We start from the raw sequence: 21,641 nt of genomic DNA on the forward strand, positions 1-21,641 counted from the left end.
CATGCGCCTCACCAGAAAACTTCGCTACTCGCTTATTGCCCTTGTCCTGATTGTCCTCTTGCTGGGGGCAATCAGGCTTTGGCCACGCCCCACACTCGCGCAACAAATTCCCAGCTCCCAAGCTTTTTTAGCGGAAAACGGCGAACTCTTGCGTCTGACCCTGGCGAATGACGAGCAGTATCGTGTTTGGACGCCCCTCAGTGAGATTGCCCCGCAACTGCCCAAAGCCGTACTGCTTTACGAAGACCGCTGGTTTTACTGGCACTTGGGGGTAAATCCGCAAGCTGTGGTACGCGCGGCGTTTCGCACTTACAGCGGCGGTCAACAGCAGGGCGGTTCTACTATCACCATGCAATTGGCGCGGTTGTTTTATGGATTGAACACCAAAAGCCCCAGCGGCAAGTTTCAGCAAATGGCCTTGGCGATATGGTTAGAGATGCGCTACAGCAAGCGGGAGATTTTAGAGGCTTACCTTAACCTCGCGCCCTACGGCAGCAACGTGCAAGGCGCAGGCGCGGCGAGTTTGATTTATTTTGGCAAAACCGCAAAACAGTTGAGCATTTCTGAAGCCCTTACGCTTGCGGTTATTCCTCAGCAACCCAACCGCCGCGCCGGCAACAACGCCTTGCAAGTCTCACTCAACGCGCCCAAAGAACGATTATTGAAACGCTGGCTGGAGCATTATCCACTTGAGGAATCCCAAGCTCGCATTGCTCATTTACCCGTACGTTTTCATCGCATTCAGGATTTACCTTTTCGTGCGCCACACTTTGTAGACATGCTGCTACAGGAACCCGTCAATCAACAACCAAACCGACCAGCACAAGTGCACACCAGCCTCAATCTGGGCCTGCAAAATCTGGTAGAGCGCCAAACGCGCCAGTATTTACAGGAAGTCGGTAGCAAAGGAATCCAAAACGCGGCTGCGCTCTTGTTAGATCCCAAAACCATGGAAGTTAAAGCCTGGCTGGGTTCGGCAAATTACTTTAATGCTGAAATTGATGGTCAGGTGAACGGCGTAACCGCCAAACGCTCGCCCGGTTCTACGCTCAAACCTTTCATTTATGCCTTGGGGATGGATCAGGGAATTTTGCACCCGGCGAGTATCCTAAAAGATGCCCCCACAGATTTTGGCCCCTACACACCCGAGAATTTCGACAATCAATTTCGCGGCCCTATTACCGCTGAAAATGCACTTATACATTCGCGCAATATTCCCGCCGTGTGGACCGCCAGCCAACTACGTTCACCCAGTCTTTACAACTTTTTGAGCATGGCCGGTATTTCGCAACTAAAAAGTGAAAGTCACTACGGTTTGGCACTGGTATTAGGTGGTGGCGAAGTCTCTATGGAGGAACTCACAGGCCTTTACGCCATGCTCGCCAACGGCGGCCGTTTGCAGACAATTCAATACCTAAAGCCCAAACACTTGGCCGCACAAACCAAACAAACCACCGGAACCCAGTTGATTTCGCCAGAAGCCAGTTTTATCACGCTGGATATGCTGAGCCACAATCCGCGGCCGGGTGAAGACTCTGCCTACAACTTGCAATCCGGTTGGTCCGCGGCCTGGAAAACCGGTACTTCCTGGGGATTCAGGGATGCCTGGTCCGTGGGCGTGGTCGGTCCTTATGTGCTGGCGGTGTGGATTGGCAATTTTGATAGCCGTGGTAACCCGGCGTTTGTAGGCGTTGATGCCGCAGCACCATTATTCTTCCGCATTGCCGACGGGCTCTACTTACATAAGCCCGAGAATATACCCGCCCCGCGTCCACCTGCGGGCGTCAGTCAGGTGTCCGTTTGCAGCGCCAGCGGCGACTTGCCCAATGCCTGGTGCCAGCTAACGCATAAGACCTGGTACATTCCTGGTAAATCGCCCATCAAAGTGAGCCAGCTACACCAGCCAGTGGCGATCAGCCTTAAAACCGGACAGGCTCTTTGCCCCCCATACCAGCCGGAGCAGGTGCGTATGGAAGTGATGGAATTTTGGAGCAGCGACATGCAAAAGCTGTTTCGCCAAGCCGGCCTGCCCCGTCGCAGCCCACCCAAATGCCAACAAGGTTTCCAAACCCAAGCACCGGAAATCACCTCGCCGGTACGCCACGTTGCCTACCAACTTCGCGCCAGTCAGCCAGACGTCACCATCCCCCTACAAGCCAAAGCCGCCGCCCAAGTCCGCACCCTCTTCTGGTTCGACGACAACCGCTACATCGGCAGCACCGACCCGCTCACCGCACTGGCTTATCGCCCAAGTGATTCAGGAATTCACAATATCCGCGTGGTGGATGATCAAGGACAAGTGGCAGAACGGGAAATGACGGTGGATTGGATTGGTGGGGAGTAAGAAAAAAGCTAACAATATTGTTAGCTCTGTTTATATAAATTTTACATGGGAGTTAGAGAGACGATGTTAAATTTTCCAAAAGACAGTTTTAATTTTATTGTATTCACATCATTGGTTTTGAGCGGTTGTACACCCAGCGCTTATATGCAGCCGGTTACTGGCGATCTATCTACAATCAAATTTGAGTTGCCTCAAGGCGACAAAAAAATCACTATTTACGAGAAACCCGAACAATGTGCAGGCCCGACGTTCGTGCCCATGATGAAAGATGAAACTTTCAAAGAGGTTAAGGTTAAACAAGGAGAAAAGGTAAGTTTTACGGTGGATTATGTTTTGGAAAGACAGCGCGACAAAAAGCTATTTGTGAATAAAGCTTGCCAGATCACCTATACCTTGAATGCGACCGATAAGGATTACCACCTGAAATATGTTATTTATTCTGGCGGAGTTTGTAATTTGGAAGCACAACGACTTGCTGGTGCCCAAAGAGTGAGGGAGCCAGACATGTTTCAACGCGAATACATCCTCTCTTCCAAGGGCTCCTTGACAGCATCTCATTGCAAACCGCAAAAAAAATCAGAAGAATCTGTTGTAGAACAGCCACAATCCAAAAAAGCACCAGAAGAAATTACTGTAGAACAGTTCCAGCCAAAAATTTATCCGATGCAAGTTAAAGGGGTTGTTTTTTCGATTGATATGCCACTCATCGAGGGAGAAGATTTACAACATCAGCAAGATAGAATTTTTACTTTATCGAATGAAGATACTGAAAATAAATCTATGCGTAAGTATGTGAAAGCACAAAAGGCGCTTGACGAAAAATCAACCTATATTCTGCGTAGTGGAATGAGCATTCCTCATCCGAAACATCTCTTCGATACGTTTCTTGAATACAAAATTTCTGCTAACTGCCAGCCACAAAAAAAATACCTCCACTGCGAATACAAAGCTGTCGATGGTTTTTATTCGCGGGATCTTCCACCTTCAGTTTCACTCGATGGAAATCAAACGGTTGAACAAATGGAAGCCAGTGAAATTAGCACTTTGTCTTTATTGAATACTCGCCCTGTTATCCAAAAAGAAACATTTAATTCCGGACTTTCCTTGGAGAAATTACAACCGATTTTACGTAAAAACAATTTTAGCGTGAAATCCAAAGGTTCTCGCTTGTCTTTGTATAGGGCAAAATTTAATTACAACGCGGAGTTAACACAAAAAAAAGCAAAATCTGGCTACGTAATAACGGCAAGTGTTGAGGTTGATCCGCAAAAAAGGAGCGCTTATTACAGCGATTTTGTTACGCCTTTTAACCAAATTATTAATGATATTAAAGCCTCTGCTCAGTAGCGATATTGCCATCCACTTATCGATTAAATGAGTGGATGGCTTTTGAGAACAAAGGGAACGGAGGGATTAAACTTTAGACCATACACTCCCCCATTGCTCCACCATATAGCAAGTAGGTACGATTAGCGCAGCGTAATCGTACGAATGTTAATATCCAGACTCAATGCCTGTACTATTCTCTGCACGATATGTTTTTATACGGAGTTTTAATAGCATAATTTTGCGCGATGATAATATGTAGTTTTTTCATGCGTACGATTACGCTGCGCTAATCGTACCTACGTGCTGAAATATTTAAGGCTCAAGGAGTTCAGGGAGTTAAATATAAAAGCTCCTTGCATGAAGGCGGCATTAATACCGCGCTCTTTGACGTTAATTCAGTAGATTTTTCAGAAATTAGCAGGTACGAAATAGGTGGCATTAAGTATAATTTTTCTGAACTGTCATAACAAAGCAATCAAACGGATGGTTTTTATAGCGGCGTTACAAATGCACAGGAGATATTTATGGGATTCAGATTTAGACGGAGCGTAAGAATAGTTCCTGGTGTAAGGCTAAATTTTGGAAAAAAAGGAACCAGTATTTCGTTGGGAGGACGGGGAGCGACTGTCACATTTAGTAAGCATGGAACGCGCTATACAGCTGGGATTCCTGGAACTGGAATTTCATATACAGAATACAAAAAAAATAATGTTAACAAGCCTATTTCTCACACAACTGAAAGAAAAAACCTTAACAGTCGTGAAGGCATATATTGCGCTATTATCGTTTTTTGCTTTTTTTTGGCTTTTCATAATCTTTGGTTAGCATTAGCTTTATTCGTACTTGCCATTCTAATTGATGCAGGAATCAGCGGTAAAAGTAATTCTGCATTAGAAAATAAAGGAGAGGCTCCTTATGTAGACCTATCAATTTCGGAGAATATCAAAAATGAAAAATCATCTAGAGAAAATGAATTTCAAATAAATGAAAGCCGTCATGTAAAGTTAATATCTAATGAGAATAAATTTTCCGAGAGGCATTCTTCGATTGTCCAAGATTTTCCTACTGGTAATTTTTTAAATATAAATTCCTATGAACATGTAGGCTCTATTTTAGATGATGGAGACGTTATAGAAATTAAAATATCCTTGCTCAATAGAGATATTATGCTGCTAGCGTATAGCGAGAAGAATGTTAATAAAGCCATATGCATATCAAAATTAAGCACTGAAGAAACGATGTCCCTATTGAAGGTAATGGAAGAAAGAAATTCATATTTTAATTCTGAGATTTATATTTTTGAAAATTACTCATCAAAAATAATTATTTCATCGCGTGACAGTAATGATTACAACTTACAGATTAAAGTCCCCTATGATAAAAGAATTAAAGGGTATAGTTTTATTATTAACCATAAATTGCACAAACGTTTTTGTGATTTGTTAACTGACAGTAGAAACCGCTTAATTTCTAGCAAGTAGATACGATGAGCGCAGCGTAATTGTACGAATGTTAAGTACCATTGGGGTCAGAGTAAAATTAAATTGCGAATTCTTCCGAATCTGAAAATTTTTCGCTTTTAATTTACTCTGCCCCAATCGCCCCGCTAAAAAACTTATTTAAAACTCACCCAATCTACATCAACAGCTTCACCGCCAGCTTGAGTAACAACAATATCATGTACACCTTTTGGAATTTTCTTGGCAGTTGCGCTCGAAATTTTCCAATCAGCTGCGTCGTCAATTTTCACGCTACCTAGCAAGGGGCCGTCTTGTTTATCCAAATGGATTTCAAGCGTGCTGCTTGCGTTTGTCTTCGCGCGCACTTTGATTGACTTTTGCGAGCCGCGACCGAAATCAACTTCGTTGAAACGTACCCAGGATTTTGCAGCGCCGAAGGTTGTTTTCCAGCCTGCGTGTGGGTTGTTTTGGTCGAGGAATGAAATCGCAACGCCTTCGGCGCTTTTCTCGCTGTAGCGATCAATTTGAATTTCGCTCTTCGCATTTACCAACCCAACACCGCGCAGCGTGGGTTTTACTTTTTGGATGGTGCCATCGGCATTGAAGAATAATTTATCCGCGCGAATTGAGCGGTTCTTGTCGAAGTTGGGCGACAAATCTCTATCGTGATAGAACAAGTAGGATTCCCCTTTCCAATCGAGAATGGAGTGGTGCACTGTCCAGCAACCGCTTTCAGATTCATCGAGAATCACGCCGGTTTGTTTGAACGGCCCCATGGGCGACGAGCTGGTCGCGTATTCCAGGCGTTCAATTTTATTTTCCACATGTGGATAGGTCAGGTAGTAAGTGCCCTTCCGCTCGAAAGCAAAAGGCCCTTCCAGTAATCCTTTGGTGGGCAGATTGTCGATAGTGATTGGTTCGCCATCGATCTCCGTCATATTGGGTTTGAGCTTGGCGACGAAAATTTTGCCCTGCGAGTAATACAAATAGGCGGTGCCGTCTTTGTCGATCAGCACGTTAGGGTCGATTCCCTTCACGCCTTGGATGTAATTGGGTAGCGGTTTGAAGGGGCCGTAGGGTGTGTCGGAAACGGCTACGCCAATTCTGAATTCGGGGCGCTTGGGTTCGGTTGCGCTCTCAGCCTTGCCTTCAGGTTTGGCAATGGCGGGAAAGTAGAAATAGTATTTTCCGTCTTTGAATACGCAGTCTGGCGCCCACATGGCATAGGCTGTTGGGTCGGTCCAGTCAACAGTGGTTTGTGAAAGGATTTTGCCGTGATCTTTCCAATCGGTAAGGTTGCTTGATGAGAAAACGTGGTAGTCCTCCATCACAAACCAGTCGGGTTTACCTTTGTATTCTGGCGGCGCTTTGATGTCGTGGGAGGGATAGACGTAGATTTTGCCATTGAATATCCGCGCGGTTGGGTCTGCGGTGAACTGATCCATGATCAAAGGGTTTGTCGCAAAAGCTGTTGAGGTTTTCATGAGGCCAGCAACGCCGAGGATCAGCAAATAACCAAGAGATTTTTTCATAGTCACCCATTAGTAATACAATAGTAGGAATGGGCAATTAGACGCTTCTGACCGCTAAGATGCAAGTGCGGTTTTGTTGAGTTTCCGGCTTTTCAGATCAAGTGATGCTGGCGTCCTAAGCTTCGGAGCCATTGGGCTTTAGCTGGTGATTTAATAAGCACTATAGTTTTTATTTATTTTTGTTATCTGGAATGCGTGCCATACTTTGTGAATCACATCACATTTTTATGGAAACGCGAACTTTGTTACCCACCAGAAATTTCAAACTTATTGCCAGCACCGCGCTTTTAACCATGGCTTTTGCCGCCAGCACCCAAGCCACCACTATTAGCTGTGGCGATAAATATCGTTCTGCTAGCGTGAGTTCTGCTGACGCTTGCACCGCGCAAACCCTGGGCTCAACCGCCAAAGCCGATGACCTGAAAGGCATTACCGGCAGCAACTGGACCATGGTGAGTGGCCTTAGCAGCAACGGCACCAACGGTTGGTTTAATGTTTCGAGCTCCAGCTGGAATGGTTCATCTGCCAGCGGAACCTGGACCATCAACGATTTGTTCTGGGATAACTTCACTTCTGCGCTCATCACCATGCACGTTGGTGGCGGCCAAAAAGATGCTGTTGATAACTTCGAGTGGTTGATCACTCCTGACAGCGCCTCGGGTACTTTCAGCTATCTGCGTTCGTCTGGCAAAGGCGGTGGTTTATCCAACATTAAACTTTGGGGTACGGGCACCGTGTTGAAAGATCCAGTTGTTCAACCGCCTGTTGTGCAACCTCCTGTCGTTCAACCCCCGGCGACTCAACCACCCGTTGTGCAACCACCGGTGGTCGAGCCGCCTGTTACCACACCACCAGTGACTCCACCGCCGGTTACACCCGAGCCTCCGAAAGAGAAGCCGACAGAGCCGAAGACCCCAACGGAGCCTCCAAAAGAGACTCCCGATACGCCAAAGGAACCGCCAAAAGTACCTGAGATTCCTACATTGGATCTCCCACCGCTACCTGAGCTACCACCAGAGCAGCCAGGAAAATCCGTGCAGGTGCCTGAGCCAGCCAGCTTGACGCTCTTTGCACTGGGGCTTTTAGGTTTGGTACTCATACGCCGCAAAGCAGCGGTTAAGAACGCGAAATAAAAAAACGGGGCTTTAAGCCCCGTTTTTGTTTTAGCAGGAAAATTAACCCAACATCTGCCCAAACTGCTGCTCTAACTGCTTGGGGTTTTGTTTAAACACTTCATACATGGCTTGCGAGAAAGCATCGGGGAAAATGTCTTCGTCGCCGGTCTCCAAACCGTTCAACACGATTCTGGCTACATCCGCCGGGCTGGCTTTATCCATTTCAAAATCTTTGGTCATATCGGTATCTACCGGGCCAGGGTAAACACCTTGCACAAAGACGCCTGCGCCACGCAATTCCGCACGCAAACCTTGGGTAAACGAATGTACTGCCGCTTTGGATGCGGAATAAGGACCAAGGATGGGGAAATTCGCAATCCCTGCAATCGACGATACATTCACCACCGCGCCTTTACTGGCTCGCAATAGCGGCAGGAGCGCGTGAGTTAAATGCACAGGGCCGAAATAGTTAACCGCCATTTCTGCGCTCGCGATTGACAGGCTGGTTTCTGCCGAAAAGGTAATACCTGTGGCAATACCGGCATTGTTGATCAGTACATCCAACTGCTTAAGCTTCCCGGCTAACTGCTGAATATCTTCTGCACGCGTAACTTCCAGTTGTACGGCCTCCACTATGGACGGCGCCAGCTGGACTATAGCGGCCAAGCCTTCCGAGTTGCGGCCAGCCGCATAAATACGCTTGGCGCCGCGCTCGATTAATGCCTGAACCAAGGCTTTGCCAATGCCACGGTTAGCACCTGTTACCAATACACTTTTTCCTTGAAGAGAGTAACTCATAATCATCACCTTAGATTTAATAATAGACCGGTCGTCTATATTTGTTTGCTAAAAAAAGACCCCAAAGGGTCGTGTTAAATGTGGATATAGCCTGCTCTAACGACTTCTAAAAACAGAAGAGAAATACAGCTCCAGCAAATCTCTCAAGGGCTGCTCAGATTGCTCCAAACGCGAACGCACCAAACAACCTTCCCAACCTGCAAAAAACATTTTGGCGAGCACCTGTGGATCAAGCCCGGAAGCCAATTCCCCTTCTGCTTTTGCCTGGGTCAAGCACTTGGCAATCTGGTTTTCAATCGCTCGATAATGAACAAAAATCGCATCACGCATAGCGCTATCTTGCATGGATAGCTCTTGCCCAAGGTTGCCCAACAAACAATTGCAAGAGCCAACATTTCCCGCAAAGTAAGTCAAAATGGACTCAAAATAACTACGCAAGCGTGTAAGCGCCGAACCCGTTCCATTGGCCAAATGTTCCGCCAACCCAGCCTGCAGCTGCTGGCCATAGTGCTCAATAATGGCTAAACCCAGTTCATCCTTACTTTTAAAGTAGTGATAAAAAGAACCTTTGGGCACATTTACCCGCGCCAGGATTTCCGCGATGCCCGTATTGTTGAAGCCTTTAATCGACATGGCATCAATGCTCATAGCGATCAGCTTGTCACGTGTGTTCTCTGCCATAAGAATAGAGTAGACCAGTCGTCTAGTTATTGCAAGTTAAATTTATCCAGCCGTATTCTATGGCTGAAAGGGGTGCTTATAATTCATTAAGAGGGCAGTAAGGACAAGCAGTTTAGTAAAGGTTAACCATAAGTTTGCAACAAGGCTTCGTTCAATTTCAGCTCTATGTCATTTTTAATATGCAGATAGTGAATCAATTGCACACCGGTTTGCGGCGCAATAATGTCGCGGCAGAGTGACAAGTCCAGGTCGGTGATGTAGCAGGGATAGGTCTCACCATGTTTGCGGCCCGCAACAATATACTTGGCAACCTCAGTGAATAATTCATCGCCAAATTGCAGCGCCGAAAATTCCTTGCCATCGCAATAGAGCGTAAAACTCAAGCCTTCAGTTTCATGGGGCTCGGCTACTGCGCACACATTGATAAATTGCACTTGCGTTAAATCCTGCGCGACGTTGCGCGGTTCCAACCACGAATTTTTTTGTTTTGGATCGCCAACCAATTCAAAAATTTTAATCGCTTGCAAATCTTCTACGTCCATTAAGTGATCCTGGTGATGCTCATAATCCAGGGCTTGGCGCTCAACAGCAGTGCGAATAAACCGGCACAAAGGGCGCAGCAAAGCTTGCACATTAAAGAGCGCTAAGGTTTTACTAAAAAATGCGCCCTTTTGATCAACAATCGTAATTTGCGCTTGCTGGTTTTCAATTTGGTAAAACAAATAAATGGCTGGTGTTTTCACCATTTCACAAAACAAACGCAAGGGTTTGTCGCGCAAGGCGTAGGCATCCACCATCAATGGGCTAAATTCCATTTGTGGTAGCGCCAACTTCTCTAACAATTTTTCGTATGTTGCAAAACGCAATATCTGCGCGTGATGTTGCACAAACTGCAACAGAAAATATTCGTCCGCCATTTCAAAAATAAAGCGTGTATTGCGCGCGCGCGAACCGGAATAAAAACACGTGATAATGGCGCGCCACAAATCCAGCACACGCTGCTCAATTGTTGCGCCTTGCCCAAGGCTAAAGCAACGCACGGTTAAACTGGGTAGAGCAGAATGTTTGCCCGGTGGAATAGCACGCAAATAATGTAAAAGGCAATTGACCAGTGCATCGGAATCAAAATGCCGACACACTATTTCGCCCCAGGAATTGCGTTGGACAATATCAACACTGATAACCAGATTTTCTTTCATGCCGCTGTAGCCAAAAGCATCGCGCTGGCTACTTAACATTTGCATACCTTTTTTATGCAAATCCGCTTGTGGCTCTACGCCTACGTTAAACGCCAATAAAATGTGCGTGGGTTGTGCGTTTTGCATAAAGCTTTCATGTTCTACTTTTTTTAACGGCAAGGGTAACCATTGCTGGATAACCTGAAGCAATTGCTGACGCTGGAAAGATTGCAGGGAAAAATCTTTTGCGGCTATATCGAGTTTGGTTCCCGCCGAAAATATGCCATTGCCATAACACCACAAAAGCAACTCCATAAAGTTACGCGAGCGTTTGATTGGCTCAGATGCCTGGCTGCGCAAAGTAAAATCTTGCTGGCTGCCCCGGTATGCTTGCCACACACTGGTATTGGCCTCTTGCGTTTGCACAAAACACAAAGCGGGTTCACTTAAGTCTTGCGAAATGTTGGGGTTGATCCAATCAATTTTTCCCGCCTTACGTTCAAACGCTGCGTGCAATTTTCGGCCGAGAATTAATAATTCATTACTACTGATTGCTGCCTCGCCGGGATTATTTTTATTCATATCCACCAAGAGGCGATATCCCTGGCTCAGCTCATTAGCTAATAAATTTCGCTCCGCCAAAACATGGGGCGATTTCCAATAGGCGCGGTTATCCAGCATAGTGAGTTGGTGCTGTGCCCACTCCCAATTTTTTACCATTTTTTCTAACAGTAATCGCTGCCAGGCTTTAGCCACATTACGGCTAGTACGCGACAAGTGCTTACCCGATTTAAAATAAAAACAGCGGCGTACCAATTCCAAACGCGTAGGTTGATTTTGCGCGAGTAAATATTCTTCCAAGCGTTGGTAAACCAAAACATAAGCATCCAACTCATCTGCATTCAAGGATTGGTTGTTATCCAGATCGGCATAAATTTTTCGCTTGAGCCTTAGCGATAAAGGTTCATTAAATTGATCATTCGCATATGCTTCTAACAGCAGGAGTTTCAACACAGATTTATACGGAGAATCTATACCTTTGTAGAGTTGCCAAATTCCCGCGCCTATAAATTCGTTCGGAGGAATTTCAGGAATTCCTCCGAAATCAATATATTCATTTGCACGTAGAAAGCGCTTTTCCAATAAATTTTTGGTGTAGCCTGTATAATTTTTTTCCTGTGCAGCAGGCACAAACCACCAGAGTGGCAATCTACCCGCGAGCCACACGGCGGTGCGATAGAATTCATCAAGCAATAAAAAATGCTGCGCCGTCCCGCTGGATTCGCTGCTTAATAAAGCTTGCTGGCCCTGCCGGAATTTTTCTGATTCCATTAAAAAGAAATGCGTTTCTATATGAATAGATTCTGCCCAGCGCGTGAGGGCTTCGCATTTTTCCTGCAGTTCTGCAAGCGCCGCTTTAGGAATATCTTTAGCGTGGCACACCCACACATCAATATCACTATTGTCGGCATGGGCAATCGTGCCCAAACTACCCATGACAAACAGCGCTTCAATTGCATCTTTTTTATCAACCAAATCACGCTGATAATTAAAGCTGCGCGCCACACTTTTTGCGACACGAATATCATCCTTACTCGGTGTGTATGCCTGCACACCCGATGGCGTAAGGTGACTGATATATCCGGGTAACATCGGGTGGTTTACGTGAAACAATAAGGGCAAGAGGATTAAAAATTGTTGCTGGCGCTCTGAGAGCGCACCAAGCGTGCGCTGGTAGCGCGTTTGGTTCAGCTGAATAAAATGCTGCTTTATTTTACTTAACTGCTTGCGATCTATTCCCTCAAAATCGATTTGATTGTCATTGGTCATAGTTGGGCGCAAATTGAAGGGTCAACAAGGAATAATTAATGTGAACTTTCACGGCCACTTTCCAGCGATTGCGCTTTAAGCTGCTCAGCGATGGTTTTGTAAAGTAGCTCGGGATTAATAGGTTTAGATAAATAAGCATTCATGCCCGCTGCAATGCAGCGCTCGCGATCACCGCGCATAGCTTGTGCGGTCAAAGCAATAATAGGAATTTTATTTGAGCATTCGCCGCTGCGAATTTTTTGCGTCGCAACTATACCGTCCATTTCGGGCATTTCCAAATCCATTAAAATCAAATCAAATGCATCACCATTTTTACTAACTGCTTCTATAGCTTCAAGCCCATTGTTTACCACGGTGACTTGCATAAATTTCTTTTTCAATACGCCACGTACAACTTGTTGGTTGACGAGATTATCCTCTGCCACCAGCACATGTTTGTGTTGCAAAAAGGCGTCTTGCTCGGAGGTTTCGTTGTTGATGGAGCTAATGGATTGCAAATGCACATCGCTGCTAACGATATTGCTGATAGTCTCCAGCAAGCGCGCTTCGCTCACAGGCTTGCTCAAAAATTCGTCCACATTGAGCGTACAATTATCAGCGCTGGATATTTCATCGCGATGGTAGGCAGACACCAAAATAACGTGGGGAACAAAAGTTAAATCTGCAATTTGTTTAATCGCGGCAGCAGCTTCAATACCATCCATAGTCGGCATGCGGTAATCCATAAGCACAAAGTGAAATGGATTATTCGCTGCGCTGGCCGCCGTGATTTTCGCTAGCGCCTGCTCGGCGTTTTCTACATTTTCTACTGATAAGCCTATACTTTTTGCAGTACTTGCCATAACGGTGCGGGCAATAAAATTATCATCCACAATCAACGCGCGGATATTTTTTAATTCGCGCGAATGTTTTCCCAAAAGACGCGAGCCCAAATGGCTGTGATCAAAGCGCGCATTGAAAGTGACTTTACAACCTTTACCGGGTGAACTTTGAATACTCATCTTGCCATTCATCAAGTGCACCAGATGATCGCAAATGCCCAAACCAAAACGCAGATTTCCTGAATCGCTTATGGTAATGTGGTTTTTCAAGCTCTCGTTGATCCGCGCCAAACGATCCACACTCATGCCAGAGCCTAAATCAGTAACGCTAAATTCAAGCTCCACAAATTTAACATTGGCTTCGCAAAGTTTTACACCGACGATGACTTCTGTAGTGTCTGAAAATTGCTGGGCATTGGTGATTAGCTGGTCGATAATTTGACTTAAACGCGCAGCGTCGCCACGTAAAAAGCGCGGCACATCAGCTTTAATATCGTAAATAATGCGAATAGTTTTGTTGCTACTGCTAATTTCAAACAGGCGCGAGATTTTTTCGAAAAGCTGGTCCAGATCAAAATGCGAGTGCTCAAGGATGATTTTTCCACTATCAATTTTGGAAAAATCCAGAACCTCATTAATGATATGCAGCAGCGAATCTGACGCGGAATTTAAACTACCCAGATAACTTTTTTGCTGCTCATCCAATTGCGTATCTTTGAGCAAATAGCCCAAACCAATAATGGCATTCATAGGTGTGCGTATTTCATGGCTCATGCGCGCAAGAAATTCGCTTTTGGTTTTGTTAGCCATATCCGCCTGGGTTTTTGCAGCAAGCAGATCTTCGCGTGCGAGAATAAAGTCGTTAATGTTGTTATTGATTCCCACGCAGCGAGTCGGTTTTCCAGACACATCATGTTCGCAAAATTTCATTTTGGAATGCACCCAAATGACTTTGCCGTTTTGATGCTGCATGCGAAATTGCAAATCTACATAGGTTTCACCTTCCTCTATGGCGGCATAGAGGCGGTTCATTACTTTTTCGGCATCTTCGCTATATAAAAAATAATCTTGTAAGGTCGTTAAATTGCCGGGCAAATCTTCATAGTAGTAACCCAGCATGCGCAAATAACTGCGACTGAAATAAATTTTGCCGGAGAGAATATTCCAATCCCACAAACCATCGTTACTCGCTTCAATGGCGTAATTAAAACGCGTGTCGCGGTCGCTCAATTTAGTGAGTAGTGTTTGTCGGTCGTATAAGTTGAAAAGTGCTGTTGCAATAAACATCAACCGATCAAGATCGCGCGTGTACCAACCGCGCGGGTTGTCGCGGTGCAATACTACAAAGCCTTCGAGCAAGTTGTAGCGCAACACTGGCACCAGCAGCGAGCTAAACACATTCGCTTTACGCAAAGGTGCAGTGGCCGCCGCGAGCTCAGGATCAGCAGCCAATAAAGCGACCGGTTTGCCTTTATTTAAACTCTCTGCCACTTGCGAATCGCGCTGCCAAATGCCGGTAAGCCAATCCGCTTCTTGTAACTTGGGAGTCGCTTTGGGTTGCCATCGCCCCAGACAATGCCAGGCGGACGTTGTGATTGTACTAGGTGTCTGCGGAACTGCCGTCATACGCCACAGGCTGCAATCAACCACTTCAAACAATTGCCCAAGCTTCTTCAGCGCATCGTTGATATTGGCTTTATCGGATTCGATAAGAAGATATTGGCCGAAGGGAATGAGCCAGGAATTTTTGATCAAACCGCCTTCTGGCGAACGGGTGCCAATGGTATTGGCTTTTGAATGGCGCAGGCGTTCCTCGAGGCGTTTCACCTCACCTTCAAGCTGCTGGATACGTTGCTCCAGCGCTTCCTTGTTCTGAGAATCTTGGTCGCGCCCGTCAGTCATAATTTCTATGGCTAAAAGATTTTGGCAGCGTGGCTGACAATGGCCTAATTTCCCGGGAAGTCCCTCAGCGGCGTCGCTGATCCCCTGCCCTGAACGACGTCCAAGAATTAACTTGGCCTTTTTGAAAAAACACGCCGTCCAATTTTAAAGGCTAGTTCAGATCGGTATGTTTACCAGAAGAGGGACAAAAAATTCCCATCAAATATGAAATTTTAAGCGACAGACAATTATGAAGCTCAGACCAATAGGGATTGCCAATCAAAACTGGCGTCACCCATGGCGAGAAAAAAGGGATTAAGAACAGTTTCGCGGGTATTGCAGCGCAAGGGCCTAAAACCATTTGCTTCCACAACCATGCCACCTGCTGCGGTGAGCACCGCCTGTGCAGCCGCAGTATCCCATTCAGAAGTGGGGCCAAGCCGCGGGTAAAAATCGGCGCGCCCTTCTGCGATCCAGCAGAATTTAAGCGAGCTGCCTACATTTAACGGATTCAAAGGTACTGGCCAGCGCGATTGCAACCTGGCCACAAGTTCCGTTTGCTCGCGGGAGCCATGGCGCAAGCTCATAAGTACATTTAAAGGCCGATTTTCCGCGAGTTTTTTTCCAACGGATTGTGTTTTTATCTCGCTTGCAAAAATACCATTTACATATTTTTCTGCACGGGTCAGTTCATCTTCGGCAAGAGATTTATCAACGCCAAGATAGGTTTCATCGGTAACCGGAACATGGACAACTCCCAATAAGGGCACAGTGTTCACAATCAGGGCGATGTTGACGGTGAATTGCCCATTGCGAGCGATAAATTCCTTGGTGCCATCTAATGGATCAACCAGCCAATAGGTAGACCACGCTTGGCGTTCGGCCAAGGAGGGCAAAGCAGATTCTTCAGAAATGACAGGAACATCAAGCAACCCGGGAAGCTCACGAACGATAAGTTGATGAGCCGCCAAATCTGCTGCGGTTAGCGGCGAGTCATCATTTTTGGTTTGGATATTGGCAGTTTCAGGTGCGTTATATATCGCAAGAATCGCAGCGCCCGCAGCGCGCGTAATGTCGATTAACCGGGATGTAAAAGTATGATCCAGGGACAAAGTTGACGTTAATTCCATGGTCATAAAAGATTCTCTGGCTTAGCGAGCCATTCACGCACCAAAAACAGGGCAGCGATACTTCGCCCTTCGCAAACGTCGGCACGCAAACAAAAGTCCGCTAAGTCAGCAACGGGGAGCTGGTGTACTTCTATGGGCTCAGGTTCATCACCTTGCAAGCGCTCAGGGTATAAATCCTGGGCAATCACGATATTAATGCCATGCTCCATGTACGAAGGCGACAGATGCACCTTCTTCAAAAAGGTCAGCTTGCGCGCGCCATAGCCTACTTCTTCTTTTAATTCGCGATTGGCGGCGTCTAATATATTTTCACCCTGATCGATTGCGCCCTTAGGGCAAGCGAGGTGATAGTCCTCTAAACCAACGGCATACTCTTTAACCAGAAGAAACGTATTGTCGTCCAGCACAGGAACAATCAAAACCGCGCCGCTGCCGCCGCCCACCAACTTTTCATAGTGGCGCTCTTCGCCATTACTAAAGCGCAAATGCACTTGATCGGCGCGAAACAGGCGACTGCGCATCACAGTTTCGCGCTTTAATATCTCGGGTTTTGTCGGCATACTGCCCTCTTTACTGATGACGAATCCTATTTATTCATGACAATTTCTATGGCCGCACAGCTCGTTGATTGGGACCAGATAGACACGGTGCTTTTGGATATGGATGGCACCCTACTGGACCTCCATTTCGACAACTTCTTTTGGTTGGAACATTTGCCCAAACGCTACGCTGAAATTCACAAGGTGGATTTTGCCACAGCTACACAACGTTTGACTGAAAATATCAAACAATATGAAGGCACTTTGCAATGGTATTGCCTGGAATTCTGGTCGCGCCAAATGGATGTAGACATTCGCAGCCTTAAAGTGGAAATCAAACATAAAATCCAGATTCGTCCGCATGTTAAAGAATTTTTGTCACGCCTGCGCAAGCATCACAAAAAATGTTTGTTGGTCACCAATGCCCATCCGCAAAGCCTGTCGTTAAAACTCGAAGTCACTGAAATTGATAAAGATTTGGATATCATTATCTCGTCCCATGAATTCAACCAACCTAAAGAAGCGCAAGAGTTTTGGCACGCATTACAGGCCCGTGAACATTTTGATCCCGAGCGCACCTTGTTTATTGATGATACCGCCCGCATCTTACAATCAGCACAAACCTTCGGCATTCGGCACTTGATTGGCATTCATCAGCCCGACAGTCAAAAAGCGCGCACTATGGACGCTTTTCCTGCCATTCATCATTTTGATGAGATTATGCCGCCCGCTTAGCCGACAATTATTGAAACATTTTTTGCTGACACACTCATGTTTAAACCCTATTTGGATTCAAAAGTTCGCCTCGACAAATGGCTTTGGGCGGCACGTTTTTTTAAAACCCGCAACCTCGCCAAGCAAGCAATTGAAGGTGGCAAGGTTCATTGCGATGGCCAACGCGTAAAAGCAGCAAAAGAAATTAGCGTGGGAATCACTCTAAGCATCCGTCAGGATTTGGATGAAAAAGTTGTCGTCGTAAAAATGCTCTCTGACCAAAGACGAGGCTCACCAGAAGCAGTTTTGTTATACGAGGAAACCGAAGAGAGCAAAGCCCTGCGCGAAAAACGCGCCGCCGAACGCAAAGCTGGAATGGGAAGTTTTATCGCTAGCGATCACAAGCCCGACAAACGTGAGCGCCGCCATATTCACAGATTCCAACGCATCAATTTATTTCCAGAAGATTAATTTTTTAAAAGACTTACACTATGCCCAGCAATGATTTATTAAACCGTTTTATTTTTGACGACTGCGACATTCGCGGTGAGCTCGTCACCTTGGGTGAAAGCTATCGCGAAATTCTTTCGCACAACGAATATCCGCCTGCTATTCAAAAACTTTTGGGCGAATTTTTGGCAGCCATCAGTCTTATGTCATCTACATTAAAATTTGACGGCATGATTATTCTTCAAGCGCGCGGTGATGGTGCCATTTCCACCATCATGGCCGAATGCAATCACCACAATAATATTCGCGGCATAGTTCGTTTAAAAGAAGACGCAGAACTGAATGAACAACTAGCACAAAATGGCAGCATGCAAGACTTGTTAGGCAATGGTGTTTTAGTGATCACTATTGAACCCAAGCGCGCTGAGAACTTCGGTGGAAAACTGGAACGCTACCAAGGTATTGTTCCGCTTGAACGCGAAACATTGGCGGGCTGTTTGGAAGATTATTTTCAACAATCAGAACAACTAGCCACACGTTTTTGGTTTGCAGCCGATAGCCAACACGCCAGCGGATTTTTAATTCAATCCTTGCCCAATCAATTAAAAACCAATGCTGAAGAAAATAAAGATCACTGGGAAACCATTGAGACGCTTGCAGATACGATTACGCCGGAAGAATTGTTACAACTAGACCACGAGCAAATCCTTTATCGTTTATTCCACGAACAACCCGTCCGAGTGTTTGACCCAACCCAGGTAAAATTCGCCTGTAGCTGTTCGCGTGAACGCAGCGAAAGCGCATTGCTAGCCTTGGGTAAAAGTGAAGTGGAAGAATTGCTCATTGAAAAAGGCAGCATCAACATCGACTGTCAATTCTGCAATCAACATTATCACTTCAGTCCCGAAGATGTACGCAAATTGCTGGGTGGCAGTGTTTTACACTGAGTGCAAATTATGCGCGGAGGAAGTAGATGAACTGCTGGAGGCGCGCACCGATTTAGTCGAGCTGCGCTGACTGCTTCCTTCTCTCTTACGCACAAATTCCGCATATTCAGCTTCATTAGTAATTGCCGTGCCCTGTGAGATGCCGCTATTGCTTCGGCTGGATTTTGCGGAACTGGACGTAACTGAAGAAGATGTGCTCGCGAATAGCGAAACTGAACAGACCAAGCTGATCACACCAACAATAATAACCATCAAACATCTAGGATTTTTCATAGATCTCATCTCCGCTGCAATCATTTATTACAATTTACGCGCGCGAAACTTACGGCCTTTAATTTTTCCATCCTGCAAATGCTGCAATGCCTGCTTTGCAATTGATTGATGCACAGCCACATAAGCCGAAAATTCAAAAATATCTATTTTGCCAATTTTTTCAAATTCCAAACCAGCCTCTTTGGTTAAAGCACCAATAATATCGCCAGGGCGCACCTTATCTTTTTTGCCGCCATCAATATGCAGGGTCACCATCTCCGGCATTATCCCAATATTTCCATCATTCTCTGGCAAATTTTCCAGCGTAATTGGTTTTTGCAAATAATCTTCCAGTCGATTTAACCGACCCAGTTCCTTTGGTGCAATTAAACTTAATGCCAAACCATTTTCACCCGCGCGGCCCGTACGACCAATTCGATGCACATGCACTTCACTATCGTGTGCAAGCTCAACGTTAATCACCGCATCCAAACCCTTAACATCAATACCGCGCGCAGCTACATCAGTTGCAATTAACACTGAACAACTTCTATTCGCAAAACGCACCAATACCTGATCACGCTCTTTTTGTTCAAGATCACCGTGTAATGCCAGTGCATTGATTCGCTGCGCGCGCAAAAGATCACACACTTCCTGACATTGAATTTTAGTGTTGCAGAATACAATTGAAGATTGCGGCTTGAAGTGCGCCAATAATTTTTGCACTGCAACATCTTTCTGATCGCCCTCACGCAGCTCATAAAAATGCTGTTCAATATGGGCATCGCTATGAACAGATTCAACATGAATTTCTTGCGGATTTTTTTGGCAATGCGCACTGATTTTTTTTATTTCATCCGGGTAGGTAGCTGAGAAGAGCAATGTCTGGCGCTCGCTCGGGCAAGCGTCGAGAACCACCTTTAATGCATCTGCAAACCCCATGTCCAACATGCGGTCAGCCTCGTCAAGCACAAGCTGTTTTACATTTTCGAGTTTAAGCGAACCTTTTTCAATATGATCAACAATGCGTCCCGGAGTTCCCACAATAATATGCGCGCCATGTTCAAGCGAACCCAACTGCGGGCCAATAGAAACACCTCCACACAGGGTGAGCACTTTTACGTTATGAGTAGCACGTGCGATACGGCGAATTTCTTTCGCCACTTGATCTGCAAGCTCACGAGTTGGGCACAAGACTAAAGATTGAATTGCAAATTTTTTTACATCGAGCTGTGCGAGCAAACCAATTCCAAATGCCGCTGTTTTTCCGCTACCGGTTTTTGCTTTGGCGATAATATCTTGGCCCTGCAAAATAATCGGCAAGCTTTGCGCTTGAATAGGTGTCATCTCGTTATAGCCGAGGGATTCCAAATTGCTAAGCATTTCGGCGGAAAGAAAAAGAGATGAAAAGTTTGTTGCTGTCATAAATAACTCAATATAAATAATTTTCTAAATAAAAAAACGAAAACTTCGAATTTGGCACCGAAGCGATCCCTTGTGGCTTCTCCGAGCACTGGAAGAAAATAGCCGTCAAACAAACAGGAAGGCGCAGGGTATCTTTTCTTTTGGTTACTTTTCTTTGGCGTGAGCACAAAATTACAGGAAAGTAATTTTGCACAGCGAAGCTGCCCGCTAGGGTGAAAGCTATGGATGGCTTTCATGAAAGAAAAGTGAGGCCTGCTGCAGACATACATAATAAATTTAAAAACATTTAACAATCCGGATACTAAGTTTTTCGCCTCTTGGCGAGTTCCTTTTCTTTGCTTGCCCAAAGAAAAGGAACCAAAAGAAAATGCACCCCATGGCTTCGTTTCTCCTCCACGCTTCAGAAAATAGCCGTCGTTCCGACGCGGCATCCATGCCGCGTAGTCACTCAAACAAACTTCCTGTTTGTTTGACGGCAATTTTCTTCCAGTGCTCGGCGAAGCCATAAGTGGAATTTAAATTCAAAAACCTAAAAGCGAAAATCAAAGGCGTTTTAAAACGCCTAAACTTTTTACCAGTGGCAATGCTTCAAACAAACCTGACTCTTGCGCAAGCTTCCAAATTTCATAAGGTGGCCTGCCACCGTCTGCGGGATTGGGAAATACATCGTGAATTACCAACAAGCCACCGCGCATTACATGCCCAGACCAACAGCGATAATCATTTAACGCAGCCTCCATACTGTGGCCACCATCAATAAAAACCATAGCCAATGGAGTCGACCAAAAACGCGCAGCCAGTACAGAAGGCGCAACAATCGGTACGACTACTTCTTCCAAATTTGCACGTGCAAGTGTGTGGCGGAATTCTGGAAAGCTATCCATTTTTTTGAAGCGTACATCATATAAATCTGGATCGTGATATTCCTCACCCAATTGATGTTCTTCGCTACCACGATGATGATCCACTGCAAATAAAACACTATTGTGTTGCTTGCACGCCGCGCCTAAATAGACCGTGGATTTTCCGCAATAACTGCCTACCTCCAAAATTGGCCCTCGCTGCGCGGCCGCAATTGCATGCTGATAAAGTGCTTTTGCTTCATCATCATCTAAAAAGCCTTTCACTGAATTGATATCCAGCGGCAGATCTACAGAATTTGGCAGCATGGCGAGTCTCAAGCATAATGAAGCCGCTATTCTACCAGACTTACAC

The 21,641-nt window shown here is 45.8% G+C and carries 18 protein-coding genes; 7 read left to right on the plus strand and 11 right to left on the minus strand.

The features are described 5' to 3' along the window. The first annotated feature begins 1 nt into the window (after position 1). The 3 genes from pbpC to IE104_RS15375 all read left to right on the plus strand — a co-directional run bounded on the left by pbpC (position 2) and on the right by IE104_RS15375 (position 5,154). Positions 2 to 2,344: a penicillin-binding protein 1C gene (pbpC, locus tag IE104_RS15365; RefSeq protein WP_189420123.1), complete on the plus strand. Its 2,343-nt coding sequence runs from the start codon at positions 2 to 4 to the stop codon at positions 2,342 to 2,344. A gap of 63 nt (positions 2,345 to 2,407) precedes the next feature. After that, positions 2,408 to 3,691, plus strand: coding sequence for a hypothetical protein (locus tag IE104_RS15370; RefSeq protein ID WP_189420125.1), 1,284 nt, complete (start codon positions 2,408 to 2,410; stop codon positions 3,689 to 3,691). Between the two features lie 506 nt (positions 3,692 to 4,197). Next, complete coding sequence (locus IE104_RS15375) at positions 4,198 to 5,154, plus strand: DUF4236 domain-containing protein (protein WP_189420127.1); 957 nt, start codon at positions 4,198 to 4,200, stop codon at positions 5,152 to 5,154. 134 nt (positions 5,155 to 5,288) lie between these two features. On the opposite strand, the gene IE104_RS15380 is transcribed toward IE104_RS15375, so the two are convergent. Then, positions 5,289 to 6,665: a family 43 glycosylhydrolase gene (locus IE104_RS15380; protein WP_189420129.1), complete on the minus strand. Its 1,377-nt coding sequence runs from the start codon at positions 6,663 to 6,665 to the stop codon at positions 5,289 to 5,291. A gap of 242 nt (positions 6,666 to 6,907) precedes the next feature. Here IE104_RS15380 and IE104_RS15385 point away from each other — a divergent pair, with 242 nt between their 5' ends. Continuing rightward, on the plus strand, positions 6,908 to 7,798 hold the full coding sequence (locus tag IE104_RS15385; protein ID WP_189420131.1) for a PEP-CTERM sorting domain-containing protein: 891 nt from the start codon (positions 6,908 to 6,910) through the stop codon (positions 7,796 to 7,798). A gap of 42 nt (positions 7,799 to 7,840) precedes the next feature. Here the strand turns inward: IE104_RS15385 and IE104_RS15390 are convergent, their stop codons facing one another. From IE104_RS15390 to nudE, 6 genes are all read right to left on the minus strand, one after another. Further along, positions 7,841 to 8,578 carry an SDR family oxidoreductase gene (locus IE104_RS15390; protein ID WP_229837987.1) on the minus strand — a complete coding sequence of 246 codons (738 nt, stop codon included), beginning with the start codon at positions 8,576 to 8,578 and terminating at the stop codon, positions 7,841 to 7,843. A gap of 96 nt (positions 8,579 to 8,674) precedes the next feature. Beyond that, complete coding sequence (locus tag IE104_RS15395) at positions 8,675 to 9,259, minus strand: TetR/AcrR family transcriptional regulator (protein ID WP_189420134.1); 585 nt, start codon at positions 9,257 to 9,259, stop codon at positions 8,675 to 8,677. A 122-nt stretch (positions 9,260 to 9,381) separates the two neighbouring features. Then, complete coding sequence (locus IE104_RS15400) at positions 9,382 to 12,267, minus strand: class I adenylate cyclase (RefSeq protein WP_189420136.1); 2,886 nt, start codon at positions 12,265 to 12,267, stop codon at positions 9,382 to 9,384. A 35-nt stretch (positions 12,268 to 12,302) separates the two neighbouring features. Then, complete coding sequence (locus IE104_RS15405) at positions 12,303 to 14,990, minus strand: PAS domain-containing hybrid sensor histidine kinase/response regulator (protein ID WP_229837988.1); 2,688 nt, start codon at positions 14,988 to 14,990, stop codon at positions 12,303 to 12,305. Positions 14,991 to 15,226: 236 nt separating this feature from the next. Then, positions 15,227 to 16,105 carry a 3'(2'),5'-bisphosphate nucleotidase CysQ gene (gene cysQ, locus IE104_RS15410; protein ID WP_229837990.1) on the minus strand — a complete coding sequence of 293 codons (879 nt, stop codon included), beginning with the start codon at positions 16,103 to 16,105 and terminating at the stop codon, positions 15,227 to 15,229. Then, positions 16,102 to 16,659 carry an ADP compounds hydrolase NudE gene (gene nudE, locus IE104_RS15415; RefSeq protein ID WP_189420138.1) on the minus strand — a complete coding sequence of 186 codons (558 nt, stop codon included), beginning with the start codon at positions 16,657 to 16,659 and terminating at the stop codon, positions 16,102 to 16,104. The genes cysQ and nudE overlap by 4 nt, the downstream gene beginning before the upstream one ends. Before the next feature lie 48 nt (positions 16,660 to 16,707). Here nudE and yrfG point away from each other — a divergent pair, with 48 nt between their 5' ends. Genes yrfG through hslO form a run of 3 tightly spaced genes read left to right on the plus strand, consistent with a single transcriptional unit; the run spans position 16,708 to position 18,749 of the window. Further along, positions 16,708 to 17,373 (plus strand): GMP/IMP nucleotidase, encoded by a 666-nt coding sequence (gene yrfG / locus IE104_RS15420; protein ID WP_189420140.1) that lies wholly within the window; start codon positions 16,708 to 16,710, stop codon positions 17,371 to 17,373. Between the two features lie 36 nt (positions 17,374 to 17,409). Beyond that, positions 17,410 to 17,823 (plus strand): RNA-binding S4 domain-containing protein, encoded by a 414-nt coding sequence (locus IE104_RS15425; RefSeq protein WP_189420142.1) that lies wholly within the window; start codon positions 17,410 to 17,412, stop codon positions 17,821 to 17,823. A gap of 20 nt (positions 17,824 to 17,843) precedes the next feature. Then, a complete protein-coding gene (hslO, locus tag IE104_RS15430; RefSeq protein WP_189420144.1) occupies positions 17,844 to 18,749 on the plus strand; it encodes an Hsp33 family molecular chaperone HslO in 906 nt (301 codons plus the stop codon). Here hslO and IE104_RS15435 read toward each other — a convergent pair. The 4 genes from IE104_RS15435 to IE104_RS15450 form a co-directional block, all read right to left on the minus strand. Then, entirely contained in the window at positions 18,741 to 19,022 is a 282-nt protein-coding gene (locus tag IE104_RS15435; RefSeq protein ID WP_189420146.1) for a hypothetical protein, read from the minus strand. The two genes, hslO and IE104_RS15435, sit on opposite strands and share 9 nt — an antisense overlap. Positions 19,023 to 19,049: 27 nt before the next feature. Further along, positions 19,050 to 20,426, minus strand: a complete 1,377-nt coding sequence (gene dbpA / locus IE104_RS15440) for an ATP-dependent RNA helicase DbpA (RefSeq protein ID WP_189420147.1) — start codon at positions 20,424 to 20,426, stop codon at positions 19,050 to 19,052. Then, the gene (locus IE104_RS15445) at positions 20,423 to 20,878 is read right to left on the minus strand and encodes a hypothetical protein (RefSeq protein ID WP_189420149.1); all 456 of its coding nucleotides are present in this window, start codon (positions 20,876 to 20,878) and stop codon (positions 20,423 to 20,425) included. Before IE104_RS15445 ends, dbpA begins: the two co-directional genes overlap by 4 nt. A 90-nt stretch (positions 20,879 to 20,968) precedes the next feature. Next, complete coding sequence (locus tag IE104_RS15450; RefSeq protein WP_189420151.1) at positions 20,969 to 21,595, minus strand: class I SAM-dependent methyltransferase; 627 nt, start codon at positions 21,593 to 21,595, stop codon at positions 20,969 to 20,971. Between the last annotated feature and the right edge of the window lie 46 nt (positions 21,596 to 21,641).

The sequence above is a fragment of the Cellvibrio zantedeschiae genome (genome assembly GCF_014652535.1).
In the GTDB taxonomy this organism is placed as follows: Bacteria; Pseudomonadota; Gammaproteobacteria; order Pseudomonadales; family Cellvibrionaceae; genus Cellvibrio; species Cellvibrio zantedeschiae.

Excerpts from the sequence above, each read along its gene's own strand:
- IE104_RS15405 (WP_229837988.1), bottom strand. The coding sequence starts at position 14,990 with ATGACTGACGGGCGCGACCAAGATTCTCAGAACAAGGAAGCGCTGGAG.
- dbpA (WP_189420147.1), bottom strand. The coding sequence starts at position 20,426 with ATGACAGCAACAAACTTTTCATCTCTTTTTCTTTCCGCCGAAATGCTT.
- IE104_RS15370 (WP_189420125.1), top strand. The coding sequence starts at position 2,408 with ATGTTAAATTTTCCAAAAGACAGTTTTAATTTTATTGTATTCACATCA.
- IE104_RS15400 (WP_189420136.1), bottom strand. The coding sequence starts at position 12,267 with ATGACCAATGACAATCAAATCGATTTTGAGGGAATAGATCGCAAGCAG.
- IE104_RS15450 (WP_189420151.1), bottom strand. The coding sequence starts at position 21,595 with ATGCTGCCAAATTCTGTAGATCTGCCGCTGGATATCAATTCAGTGAAA.
- IE104_RS15395 (WP_189420134.1), bottom strand. The coding sequence starts at position 9,259 with ATGGCAGAGAACACACGTGACAAGCTGATCGCTATGAGCATTGATGCC.
- IE104_RS15375 (WP_189420127.1), top strand. The coding sequence starts at position 4,198 with ATGGGATTCAGATTTAGACGGAGCGTAAGAATAGTTCCTGGTGTAAGG.
- pbpC (WP_189420123.1), top strand. The coding sequence starts at position 2 with ATGCGCCTCACCAGAAAACTTCGCTACTCGCTTATTGCCCTTGTCCTG.
- IE104_RS15390 (WP_229837987.1), bottom strand. The coding sequence starts at position 8,578 with ATGAGTTACTCTCTTCAAGGAAAAAGTGTATTGGTAACAGGTGCTAAC.
- cysQ (WP_229837990.1), bottom strand. The coding sequence starts at position 16,105 with ATGACCATGGAATTAACGTCAACTTTGTCCCTGGATCATACTTTTACA.
- hslO (WP_189420144.1), top strand. The coding sequence starts at position 17,844 with ATGCCCAGCAATGATTTATTAAACCGTTTTATTTTTGACGACTGCGAC.
- yrfG (WP_189420140.1), top strand. The coding sequence starts at position 16,708 with ATGGCCGCACAGCTCGTTGATTGGGACCAGATAGACACGGTGCTTTTG.
- nudE (WP_189420138.1), bottom strand. The coding sequence starts at position 16,659 with ATGCCGACAAAACCCGAGATATTAAAGCGCGAAACTGTGATGCGCAGT.
- IE104_RS15425 (WP_189420142.1), top strand. The coding sequence starts at position 17,410 with ATGTTTAAACCCTATTTGGATTCAAAAGTTCGCCTCGACAAATGGCTT.
- IE104_RS15435 (WP_189420146.1), bottom strand. The coding sequence starts at position 19,022 with ATGAAAAATCCTAGATGTTTGATGGTTATTATTGTTGGTGTGATCAGC.
- IE104_RS15380 (WP_189420129.1), bottom strand. The coding sequence starts at position 6,665 with ATGAAAAAATCTCTTGGTTATTTGCTGATCCTCGGCGTTGCTGGCCTC.